The 12,913-nt window shown below is 26.6% G+C and carries 9 protein-coding genes; 8 read left to right on the forward strand and 1 reads right to left on the reverse strand.

The features are described 5' to 3' along the window. Positions 1–65 precede the first annotated feature (65 nt). The gene (locus FHQ18_RS09570) at positions 66–713 is read left to right on the forward strand and encodes a hypothetical protein (protein ID WP_149266957.1); all 648 of its coding nucleotides are present in this window, start codon (positions 66–68) and stop codon (positions 711–713) included. A gap of 544 nt (positions 714–1,257) precedes the next feature. On the opposite strand, the gene FHQ18_RS09575 is transcribed toward FHQ18_RS09570, so the two are convergent. After that, the gene (locus tag FHQ18_RS09575) at positions 1,258–2,838 is read right to left on the reverse strand and encodes an AAA family ATPase (protein ID WP_149266958.1); all 1,581 of its coding nucleotides are present in this window, start codon (positions 2,836–2,838) and stop codon (positions 1,258–1,260) included. A 178-nt stretch (positions 2,839–3,016) separates the two neighbouring features. On the opposite strand from FHQ18_RS09575, the gene FHQ18_RS09580 reads away from it, so the two are divergent. The 7 genes from FHQ18_RS09580 (at position 3,017) to FHQ18_RS09605 (ending at position 12,912) form a co-directional block, all read left to right on the forward strand. Next, on the forward strand, positions 3,017–3,532 hold the full coding sequence (locus FHQ18_RS09580; RefSeq protein WP_223144611.1) for a hypothetical protein: 516 nt from the start codon (positions 3,017–3,019) through the stop codon (positions 3,530–3,532). Positions 3,533–3,574: 42 nt separating this feature from the next. Further along, positions 3,575–4,225 (forward strand): uracil-DNA glycosylase family protein, encoded by a 651-nt coding sequence (locus FHQ18_RS09585; RefSeq protein ID WP_149266960.1) that lies wholly within the window; start codon positions 3,575–3,577, stop codon positions 4,223–4,225. A 98-nt stretch (positions 4,226–4,323) separates the two neighbouring features. Further along, entirely contained in the window at positions 4,324–5,244 is a 921-nt protein-coding gene (locus FHQ18_RS09590) for a helix-turn-helix transcriptional regulator (protein WP_149266961.1), read from the forward strand. 47 nt (positions 5,245–5,291) lie between these two features. Then, positions 5,292–5,423, forward strand: coding sequence for a hypothetical protein (locus FHQ18_RS12870; RefSeq protein WP_281285455.1), 132 nt, complete (start codon positions 5,292–5,294; stop codon positions 5,421–5,423). A gap of 124 nt (positions 5,424–5,547) precedes the next feature. Continuing rightward, a complete protein-coding gene (locus FHQ18_RS09595; RefSeq protein ID WP_149266962.1) occupies positions 5,548–8,664 on the forward strand; it encodes a UvrD-helicase domain-containing protein in 3,117 nt (1,038 codons plus the stop codon). Beyond that, on the forward strand, positions 8,654–11,482 hold the full coding sequence (locus FHQ18_RS09600; protein ID WP_149266963.1) for a PD-(D/E)XK nuclease family protein: 2,829 nt from the start codon (positions 8,654–8,656) through the stop codon (positions 11,480–11,482). The genes FHQ18_RS09595 and FHQ18_RS09600 overlap by 11 nt, the downstream gene beginning before the upstream one ends. After that, positions 11,482–12,912, forward strand: coding sequence for a DUF2357 domain-containing protein (locus tag FHQ18_RS09605; RefSeq protein WP_149266964.1), 1,431 nt, complete (start codon positions 11,482–11,484; stop codon positions 12,910–12,912). Before FHQ18_RS09600 ends, FHQ18_RS09605 begins: the two co-directional genes overlap by 1 nt. Position 12,913: the final 1 nt, after the last annotated feature.

Consider the following 12,913-nt stretch of genomic DNA (forward strand, 5'->3'; position numbering starts at 1 on the left):
GGATAATCATACTTTATATACAAATAAGAAAATTTGAAAAGATTATTTAACAACAAGATAGAGCTATGAAAAAGGATAGGCCTATATGTAACTATTTTTGCATTTCACCTAATTTACTACACGAATCAAAATTAATAGATAAAAAGACACATGATGATATATTAAAGGACAAACAGTGTTTTAATAAGAGATTTAATGAGAGATTTACATTTCAAGTGTTTCTCTCTTGTTCAGATGAATTTAATTTTGATTTAGAATGGAAATTAAATGATAAAGATCCGCCGGATATAGTAGCTAAAATACAAAAGTATAGCCTAGGATTTGAGTTAACTGAACTTGTTGATGGAGATAGTATTAAAAAAAGTATAAAGGAAGACAATAATGAATATTTTAGATTATGGACTGAAGAAGAATTTATAAGAAAACTCACTGAATTATCTTACAGAAAAGATAAAAAAATGGAAAAAATAAGTAAATTATATTTTTTAAAAATATTGCTAATATATACAGATGAAGGATTTTTTGAAACTGACTTTAAATCAGAATTAGGTATGTGTTTAGCTAATGAAAACTTTAATAACCTTGACTCAATAAAACTTATGTTTAGTTATTCTCCAGATATGAAAAAATGCGAAATAATAAATCTCTTTGGTAATTCTAAGTATTATAATTTTATAAATAAAATAAAAGGTTCTGTAACGCAAAGTGTGTAAATTTTTCTCGAAATATTTTAACTTAATAATGATAGAGAGGAAAATTTTATCTTCTCAACAGAGAAGAGATTAAAAGACTCATAAAAGAAAAGAAATTAACTTTCCATGAAGATTTGCCATCAATTTTTTCTGAAATCATTAAAGATGTTGTATAAGCTATTTATGAAGATAAACTTACAGAGTTATTTGATTTCTCGTTATGATAAATCATCTAATAAGGCAGATAATTTACGCAATGGTTATTGTTCCAAAACAGTATCCAGCTATGAAGAGAAAGAATTATCTGTACGATTTATCATCAAGATATGTATTATAAGTAGGATTCTTTTTTTGTAGTCAATATGTTTTTTAAGTGATTCTCTTTTTTTCCGCCAGGGTTAAATCCTAATAGCTAATAGGTATATTCCACCTTTTTTCAAGTATTCCATGAGCTATATATCAAATCTCCGTTTTTATTCATGTAATCACCTAATTCTTTTCCTATATAAGATATTAATTTTTCAGCTAAATAAGCCATTAAACACCTCAGTTTACTAATTGTTTTTTATTTAATTATATCAAAAATCTTATTTAAGACAAAATCTGGATATGCTGTTTTTAATAAATGAAACAAACGAGAGAGATTCTTTAGCTGAAAATAAGTCAATGGATACTTTGCAATTCGATTAATTTCGATTTCTTCTATCGCTGGTAATAACTTTGCCAGCATATTTTTTCTGGTATTTTCATCAGGAAATTGTAATTGTATTTTAATATTGAATCTATTCTTTAAAGATTCTGGTAAGGATTCCAATTTTTCTGTAGTAGCTATGAAAATCCCCCTAAAATTATCCAGTAGTTTTATGAAATTATTTAAAAATCTAATGTGTTTTAGATGTCCAAAAGCTTTAATTTCTGGTATTTTATGAAAAATGACATCTATGTTATCAAAAAATAAAATAGGTAAATTCTCTAAATCTTTATTAACCGTTTTGTAAAAAGTAAAAATCTCGTTTAAAATTTGATAATTATAATTCAAATCAATTCCATCAAATGCTTTGTTATTGATTTCTAAGATTTCTTTGTTTGTAACCTTTGCTAAATAATAAGCAGTAGTTGTTTTACCAGTTCCACTTTCACCATAAAAAATTATTTTGATTGCAGTTGGAGAACAATTTTCTTTTGCAATTTTTGAGTCAACCTTTTCTAAAATTGTTTTTACTAAATCTAAATGTTTCTGTATTTCATTATTGAAAAAAACATTTTCAATTATAATTTCTTTACTTTTAAAGGTGATAATATCTGATAAGAAAAGCATATCTTTTTGAGACAAAAGTTTTGTTATCACAAGCTCATTTATTTTAAATTTTACATCAAATGGGTTTAAATAAGGATATTCTGAATCAATCTGAATAATACTATCTCTCACTATTGGCAGTTCTTTTTTTAATATTGCGTAAAGGAATTTTAGCTTTTTGTGTATTGAAAAATTCATTATTTCTGCAAAATTCTCGATCATTGGTTCTGGATAATGATAAGCTTCGAAATGAGTGGATAAAATATAAAGAAAAAATATCTGCTCTTCTTGAGAATATTTTGATAATAACTGATAAATATATAAAGACCTGTCTATTTTTTGCATTATATCATTGATAGATGATAGTAATAGTGAAGCAGATATATTTCCTGATATTCTCTCTTTTAACGGGTTCGTTAAGGCTTCTAAAACAGTATTATTGTCTTTCAGTTTTTCTGATGAAATTATAGGTTCTTCGCTTATCAATTTTTTTAAGACAGTTGCTTCTACCTTTATTTTGGGATTCAATATTGTTTCTTGGGTATCAAAAATATGTAATTCATTCGGTTTAGTTGTAATAAAGGTTTTATCTTCTAAGGCAATAATCAGTTTTAGAAGGCTTAAATATTCTTTTTTGGGCATATTTATTTTATCGCAAAAGTGTTTAATATCAACCCCTTTGATATCATCTATAGTTTTAGCAATTAAAAATCCTAATAAATTTGCCTCATCATTATTTATATGAAAATAATCTTGTAAAACTTTTGTGAGTTCAGTGGAACTGTTTAATTTGCCCAATATCTTTTCATCATTATAAACTTTTAAAATTTTCATTATCAATTGAGCCATATTATCCCCCTTGTAAGTTTTGTGTTTTTATTGCTACACTAAGCAAGCGACAGATTTTGTCATGCAATGAGATTTAAAGTTTTATTTCCAGTGTTAGAAAACGTAACAATATTTTTTGTTAATTTTTATCGTATGTGACAGAAATTGTCGTATTATCTGTGTATATTGAAAAGAATCTATGATAAAGGAGGTTATTGTGGCGAAATCGATAGAGATCACTAAATTTAGGCAGATGTATGATTTTATAGTATTTTTGTTAACAAAGAGCTGTCATGAAATTTCCAAAAATAGGATAACTAAAGAACTCAGAAATTATGTAATTACAGGGATTTGTAACTGTATATCTGATGAAAATGACAAATGCTACGGAACATGTTGTGGTTCTTTCTACCTATCTTCTATGTCAAATGAAGACGGAATTTTTCCTGCAGATGATTATTTCCTGTTCAGTTCAAATATAGGGATATTTATTTTTCATACTGATGAAAAAGGGCATTTGAAGGAGTGTGAATTTTTTTATGAAACTGAATTCTTTCCTGAATTTTATTTAGATATTTTAAAATCATTTAAAACTGAAACTGAATTCGATTCGTTCATGAGATTCTTAAAGGTTAATAATGTAAAATTACGAACCTTGAGTGAGTTAAAAGAAATATTTAGGTATGATAAATTAAACATTATTGAAGTGGAATAGTTTTGTGATATAATTTTAGTATAATTATTAAGGGGGGGATATATGTGTAAAACGTGGGCTGAAAATCTTCTAAAAGATGTCAGTACTTTTTATGAGAATTTCAAGGAATTTAATCAAGAATATGGATTTGCAGTTTTTTACTCTCCAATAAGATTAAACCCAGAACTAATGATAATTGGTTACAATCCTGGGGGAGATGAAAAAGATTTTAATAAAGAAGAAGCTATGAGTATTCCAGAAAAACATGAGTATATTACGTATAAAGATGATAAAGACTATAAAGCTGCAAAGAACATGTATGAATTGTTTAAAAGACTTAATAAAACTCAGCTTTTAGAAAACAGTATAAAATTAAATATGATCTTTTTTAGAACAAAAAACATCGCTAAATGGAAAGAAATCAATAAAAAAATTCGGATTGAGATAGAAGAGTACTGCTTTAATAAAGTGAAAGAAATAATAGAAAAATTAAAACCCAGAATCCTTTTAATAGAGGGGATCAAAACTTTTGATTTATTTATTGATAAGATAATTTCTGAAAGATTCCATAAAAGCTGCAAAGTAGAATGTAAAAAAGTTAATAATAAAAGAATATTATGTAAATGTTCTTTTGATAACATTAAAGTATTAGGTATTATACATCCTTCACACATTATATGGGAAGTAGAAAATTATTTAAAAATGGAGTTATAATTTTAAAGGAAATTGGCAATACTGCACATTATTAATTAAGTTTATAGAAATAGAGCGTTAAAAACTAAATTTAAAAAGTTATTAATTTATATAGTGGTATGAACAAACTTTATACAGCACTTAGATTAATAAGATTATTGAATGAACGGAAAAAGATAAATTCCAAAATTGTGGCTGAAGAATTAGAGGTGAGCATTCGAACTGCTCAAAGATACTTACAAGAGTTACAAGTATTACCTGGTATTACATATGATGAAAATGATAAATCATATAAGTTATTAGAAAATTATAGATTTGAAGGGACAATTTTATCCCAGACAGAACTGTATTATATTAACGCTTTATTTGATTTTATAAGCAGAGATCTTAATGAAGTTTCTGCTAAATATATTGAGAATCTGAAAAAGAAAATATTTCACTTAAATAGTCTTACATCACCAGTGAGTTTTTTATATGTGGATAATGTAGAGTTTGATAAGATATCACCAGTTTTATCTAAATTAGAACAGGCAATTAAGGACAAACAAAGGATTAAGTTTTTTTATAAAAGATATAATAGGGATTATACAGTGAATCCCTATAAAATAGTTTTATCAGAAGGGTTTTGGTATTTAGTAGGTGAACATGATGATGTTTTAAAGAAGTTTTTAGTTGATCAGATTGAGAAGCTTAATTTATTGGATAGTTTTTTCGTACCAAAAATGGATGTTGATAAGCTTTTAAATTCAGCAAATAATATTTGGTTTTCGGAAGATGAAAAAGATGATGTTGTTATAAAAGTTGATAAAATTGTTGCTGATTATTTTAGAAGGAAAAAATGTTTAACAGGACAGATTATAGAATCTGATTTAGGAGATGGACTTGTAGTAAGATTTACTGTTTTTAATGATTCTGATTTTATTTATCAAATAATTCGCTGGGCACCGTACATAGAAGTTATTTCACCAAAGAAATATAAAGAAGTCCTGAGAGAATATTTAATAAATTCACTTAGAAAAATATCAGACGACAGAAACTGACGCTTATTGGGATTATAATAATTATAAAACTGACATTAGAGGTATTCATGAAGCATGATTTACCTTATTTAAAGGGCACATCGCTTTGGTTATCCTTAATTTTAGCTATTAAAGAGTTGTATGGTTTTTCTAATAGAAAATTAGTAGAGGTAGTGAAGCAAGTTGCAATTAGAATTTAAAATGAAATTTATTAAAACAGCATACGTTATTTTAAACTAATAGATGAAATTATGCTATAATTATTTTTGGTGGGGCAATGAGGGTGGGTAACTTTTGTTAAGGGGGATGTAAAGAGGGTTAAACATGAGTGATAAAGAATCAAATCAATTTATTAATAGCTTATGTATTGAAGCTTCGGCAGGATCAGGCAAGACTTATCAGCTTGCTAAAAGATTTATTCATTTACTAACATTATACTTACTATCTAAAAAATCAAATGTTAGCAGGAAAACCTGTGAAGTATCTAATCCAGGAATAGATGATGAATTTTTATATCCTGATTCAATTGGCTCTATTGTTGCGATCACATTTACTAATAAAGCGGCAGCTGAGATGAAAGAAAGAGTAATACTGTTTTTAAAAAAATTAGCAGGTATTTATAAAGATAGTAAATTTGATAAGACTAATTTTAATGTTGAAGAAAGAGATGCTTTAGCATTGTTAGTAGATATAATAAAAAATCATAGTGATTTTAATATCACTACAATTGATTCATTTATGAATAGAATTTTAAAAGCATTTGCAATCGATTTAAAGATTTATCCCGATTACGAAATTACATTTGATAGGGATGAAATTTTTCAACTTGCAATAGATGATCTTATTACAGATCCAAGTAATTTTAACGATTTACTCAATTTTCTTAATAGTCTTTTATTTTTGGAATATAAGGGTATGAATGCAGAATATATCATTAGGCAAGGAATCGAGAAGTTTAGAGATTTAGATATTCCTGCCGGTTTATTAACTTTTGATGATTTATGTGACAAATTTCAAGTAACTTCTAAAAATTTGAGAAAAATAAAAACTGAGATAGAAAATAGTATATTAAGTCACATTTCTTACTTTGAACGTGTTATTGAACATAATGTCGGTATCTTTCATGGGAATAAAATAAGAAAATTTAGGAACTTAAGTTTTGATAAATTGATTGAGAAGTATAGTGATTTTAAAGCTATTGTCGAGGCTGATTCTTTAATAACATTATATCGTAAAGGGAAATCTTTAGATAGTTTAAAAGAAAGTGAATTTATTTCAAAATTAAAAGTATGTGTTTCAGCTGTTGAGAAATATATTTTACTAAAACATGTGTATGAAACTAACTCTGTAGCTGTTCAGTTAAGAAAGTTTAGGCAGAAAGAAACAGAGATTAAGTCATTTTTAAATATTGTTGATGGGAGTAGGATAGCTAAAGATGTAAGTGATATTTTACTAAAGGATTCAGGTGTCAGTTATGCTTTTTGTAGGTTAGGGGAAAGGATATCACATTATTTGATTGACGAGTTTCAGGATACATCGAAGGAACAGTTTGATGCTATATACCACCTAATTGAAAATGCCGTTGCAGAAGGTGGTTCATTATTTATAGTTGGTGATAAAAAGCAGGCAATATATGCGTGGAGAGGCGGAGATTATACAATATTTGATGAAGTACTTGGGAAAAACAACTTGAGAATAGCACAAGATTATATCAACACGAATTACCGTTCTTCTAAAAATGTAGTTGAAGTTAATAATAAGATTTTTGATGTTAACAATATCTTTAACAATGATTTTAACGATGTATTAGATAACCAATATAAGAATCTTTTGGCTGATAAGTTAAAACAAGCCATCGAAGATATTTACAAAAAATCATCTCAAAACAACTATATTGATTCAGAGGGGTATGTAGAAATTAATTTAAGAGAAATGAATGATGACAGCAGTGAATCTATTGAAGAAGATTTTTATCATCATGAATTTAAAAATATTCTAAGCAAGCTACTTTACGACAAAAAAATTAAACCATCTGATATAATGATTTTATTAAGAAGTAAGAAGAATATTGATAAAGTGGTAGAGTGGGTAAGAAAGGATTTTCCAGAGATTCCGTTTATTACAGAAGATTCTCTTGTGCTATTAAATAATTTTGAAATTAAAAAAATTCTTTTGTTATTGTCAGCCGTTATTTATTCAAATGATGATAGTTACAAATCTGCTTTGAAGATAGTAGGCATAGAACCAGCTATTGTTAGTGAAATAGAGGAAGATGTAAAACTATTATCACCATATGAAGTTTTTTGTAAATTAATGAGTTTGGATATTTTTGATGTAGATAACAATAGATTGTATTTTGATAGGTTATTAGAAGAAGTTTTGAAATTGACCGAGTCCCAAAAGAGTTTGGAAGATATATTAGAGTATTTTTATAATAATAAAGATATAACAATTACTATTAGCGAGGATTTGGATGCCTTAAAGATAATGACAATCCATAAAGCAAAAGGACTTGAAAGTCATACAGTAATTATTCCCTTTTATGACTGGAGTCTATACGATACTAAAAATATAACAATTTATGATAGTGTAAACATTTCGTCTTTGACACAAAATGACGAATATGTGTTTGTTAAAATCAGCGGTGATTTAAAAGATATTTTACCGGATGCTAAGGAAAAATATTTTGAGCACGTAAAGACAAAATTTATAGAGTCTCTTAATCTTATGTATGTCGCCAACACAAGAGCAAAAGAGAATTTATTTATACTAGGCGCTTACAAACTTACAAAAGAAGGTAAATACGGTAAAACAATTACTGCGGCAAATTTATTACATATGATTTTAAATAAAATAAAAGAGAGTGATAACCTTGAATATCCTTACATAATTGGAGATTTGAAAAGTGAATGTCAACAAGATAAGTCAAAAGAAGTTCATCATAACTATAAATTGAAAATAAATTCTACTTTTAGGGAATTTTTAAAAGTTTATCCAGAAAATTACTTTTTAAATCTTACTCCTACTGAGAAATTATTGGGTGAGTTATATCACATGGCTATGTCATATATTGGAAAGATAGAAGAAAATGATGATTTAGATAGTATAATAAAAAACGCTTGTGACAAAGCATCTAAAATTCTTAAATATAAGGATGAGATTGTGATAGATTTAATGAAAAGAACATTAGTTGATTTAAGGAATTATTATTATGAAATAGATGATTATTGGAATGAAAAAGAACTTGTTGATAGACAAGGGAGAATTTTCAGACTCGATAGGTTAGTAAAAAAAGGTGATTGTTATTACATAATTGATTTTAAAACAGGAGAAAAAGAACATAAGCATGAATCACAGCTAAAAGATTATATGAAGTTTTTTAATAATGCTAAAGGTGTTATTTATTATACAGAAACAGGAGAGATTGTAAGTGTCAGTTAAAGTATATAAAATTGATATAGGTTTTAATTTTGTTCATTATATTGCATTACAATTAGTTAAATTAAAGAACGAATATAGAAAAATAATTTTTATTTCAGCAAATAGGCGTCCTATTAGATTTATTGAAAAATCGATAGATTTGAATGCTGCTCTTAATGTTGATTTTTATACAATAGAAGATTTTGTTAAAGATATTGTAATCAATTATTCTGATGAAATACCTACCATACATAGTAAACTGGAAAGGGAAATATATTTTTTAGAGTTGATACAGAAAATTCCTGCACTTTACGAAAAGCTGGGTGGAAATGATGTAAAAGTTTTTCCATGGGCTAAGAGGTTATCAAAGTTGTTTGATGAAATTGATAAACAACTATTAGGTGATAAACTAAAAGATTTCTACTATGTGGAGGCATTGGATGAGGCTAAAGAGATATTAGAAAATTTAAAAAGTTTATATAGCAAATATGAAGAAGATTATAGTAATTTTACATACAATGGTAATATTTTTAAAAGAGCATCAGATTTAACTTCTACAGATAAGTTTCATGATGAATTCAGAGATACTTTGTTTATTTTTAGCGGGCTGATTTATTTATCAAATTCTGAGTTAAAAATGATGAAAAATATTTCTGAAACTGCCGATATTCACTTTTATATCCAAACAGATTTGCAAGAAAGGGAAGATGAAACACTTGGTTTTGATACGTTTAAAATAGTAGATAATCTCATAATAAAATTAAACAAATATGTTAAGAGTGATATTGAAGAAATTAAAGATGATAAAAATACAGTAGAGACTGAATTTTATTTTTATCAGTTTCCTGATACTCATTCTGAGGCAGCTGAAATATTTAAGATAGTTAGAGATAAATATAGAGCTTTTAATGATAAAAAATCACCTGAAAAATTAGCAGTGATTTTGCCTGATGCAAGGACACTTTTTCCATTGTTGGCTTATTTTGATAAAAAGGATGATTTGCATATAAATATATCAATGGGATATCCCTTTGGTAATACAGATGTGGGGATGTTTTTAGATTCTTTATTCCATGTGCTCATTGATATGGATAGAAAACATAAAACTACAAGCAGTTATATTGTGGACTCAAAACTGCTGCTTAGGTTATTAAATTCAAATATTCTCACTTTATTTAAAAATGAGATTGTAAGTAGTGCAAACAAATTAAAAGAACAGCTATTTGAGGAACAATCTTCAACTTACAAGTTTGAAGAAAGTGAAGATTTTTTCAGATTATTATTAATGAAATTTATAGAAGTTAAAGACATTTACACATTACGAAGGTCTTTTTTAAACTTATTTAATCAGTTTGATAATAATATCTTACAAAAAGACAAATACAAGTTTACAACACAGATATTGCAGTATTTTTATAATGAAGTAGTTGAAAATCTAAATTTATTGAATTCCGAAAGAAAAGTTGATGTGCTTTTTTCTTATCATTTAATCAAAGAAATAGTTAATGATATGACAATACCGTTTGAAGGGCATCCTCTTGAAGGTATTCAGATAATGGGGATGCTTGAAGCTCGTTTATTATCCTTTGAAAATATAATTATAGCAGATGTAAATGAGGGGATTCTTCCTGCCGGAGATAAGATAGATCCTTTACTTCCTGAACAAATAAAAGTTGAGCTTGGGCTTACTTCATTTAAAGAAAAAGAGATGTTGATGAGATATAATTTTTTCAGGTTGGTTTATTCTGCTAAAAATGTTTATGTGATGTATAAATCGGGTGCTACCGGTGTAGATAAGTATATAAAAAGCAGATTCGTAGAGCAGTTAATTTTATTGAATGAATTAAAAACTAAAAAAGAGTTTCAAATATATACCCATGAGTTAGCATTATCCAAGTTTGAAAATATTGACAATAAAATTGTAAAGGATGGAGAAATTAAAGAGCATTTTAAAAAGTTATTTAAAGAAGGTAATATTTCACCTTCTAGAATAAATTATTATATGCAGTGTCCTTATGCCTATTATTTAAAATATATAAAGGGAGTTAAAGGTAAAATAAAGTTAGATGAAGATTTTGAAGCAGATAAACTTGGAACAATAGTTCATAAATTTTTTGAGGAAAATTTTAAAAATTATTTGGGTAAAAGAGTAACAAAAGAAGACTTAGAACATATTTGTGAATCTATAAAGCGAGAAATAGATAATTTGCCTGACTATAAATATGTTGATAAAGATGGAAGCGTTAAAAGATTTTTAAAAAAATTAGATAATTTTAAAATAAAAGCGTTAAGACTCATATTAAAATATAGAATAGAAACTTACTTTGAAAATATTCTCTATAATCAAAGTGATTTTACGCTATTAGCATTAGAAAAAGAACTTAAATCTGATTTATTAAAACTGCATGGATTTGCTGATAGAATAGATGAAATTGAAAATGGTAAGATAAGAGTAATAGATTATAAAACAGGCTCAAGTAAACTTATGCCATACAAAAATAAGGTAGCTAATTTAATAGAAAACAACTCTGATATTTTAAATAATTATGATGATAAAGTGTTGTGTGAGGTAAGAAAGTGTATAAATTCTGTTCAAATGCCTTGCTATATTCTAATGGCAAAGGAAAAATTCAATGCTGAAGTTTTAGCTGAAATACATCATATTGGAGCATCTAAGAGGCATGAAATAATTGAAAAATTATCAGACGAACATATCGAAGATTATAAAAAACTTATAGAATATATCCTAAATCATATGAAAAATTCTGAATATATATATGCTTTACCTGATAAACATTGTGAGTATTGTGATTATAGTCATTTTTGCAGGTATGTTTAATGAGTGAAGTTAAAATAATCGACAATGAAATTATTAGCTTAAAAGATGATAAACAATTAAGTGAAGTAGTTAATAATCACTTATTTGAATATTTAAATGTTGAAGAAAAAATCTCATATAATAAGGATGTTTTGATAGTTAATAATTTTTGTGGTTATTTGACAGAAAGTATATTGATAATCCCTAGAAAAATCAAAAATCTCTTAATAAAGGAAGAATTGAATAATTCTGATGACATTAAGAAATCTTACGATGAGTTTTTTTCTAAATTTTTAAATTATATTTTACGGGAAATTTCTAAAGGAGATATAATATACACTCTGTCTTTGGCAGATTTTAGTGTCAATGAAAGTGAACCTATTAATAGTGATATTTTAAAACTATCGGTTTTATTGAATAAGAGAGATCAGCTATTATCATCAGTTCAATTAATCTTATCAAACCCTCATAGAAAACTCACAGAATATGAAGAGTATAAACCGTTATCAGAGGTTAGTAACATAGATGCCAACATATTAATAAATATAACTCAGAATCCTCAATGCTATATAGAGACAGATGAAGGTATTTTAGAAATAAACAACAAAAAGTATTCACCTACAACAGTATTACAATACTCAAATGAAGAAAGTTTTGATACATTGGAAAACAGATTTGTAAAAAAATTCCTTAAAGAATTATCTGCCATCCTAAAAGATTTGTATAGCAAATTTTTACTGAAAGAGTTAGAAGATATGAACAATGAAATAGAAAAAGCTTTAAACTCATATATATTTTCAGAAATTGGTGAATTAAATATATTTCCATCCTATTCTCAGGTATTACAGAAAAAGTCAGGTTATAGAGAGTTATTCCAAATATATAGATTGTTGCATCTTTCTTTTGTCCCAGAGTTTTTTAAAGATTTAGATATGGCTTTTTCTTTAAAAGATATGGCGACTCTCTGGGAATATTATGTTTTGGTTGAATTGTTAAAAGAGTTAAAAAAAGAATTTGGAGAGTATAAAGTTAAATTGGATTTTGTGGAAAAAAATCAAGGAAAAACAATATACGAAGAAGCTAAATTTAAATTTGAAAATGGTTTAATCTTAAATTTCCAGTCTACAAAATATTCATATTCAGGGTTACCATTTAGACCTGATTTTTTAATAGAGTTTAAGGATAAAAACAAAAAAGTAGTGTTTGATGCAAAATTTAGAATTTTTGAAAATAATAAAAAAGATATTCTCCAAAATATGCATTATTACAAAGATGGATTAAAATTAAATTCAGCTACCGCTGTGTGTTTGGGGAATAAAAATAAAGGAAAATTTTGGCAAATCAATGAGAATGATAAAAAACCTGAAGAATTAAATAGTTTTATAGATTGTTTAGAAAAAGCTTTAAATGGAATTGGATATATAGATTTAAAATTAGAGATAAGGAGTTAAA

This window comes from Deferribacter autotrophicus (assembly GCF_008362905.1).
In the GTDB taxonomy this organism is placed as follows: Bacteria; Chrysiogenota; Deferribacteres; order Deferribacterales; family Deferribacteraceae; genus Deferribacter; species Deferribacter autotrophicus.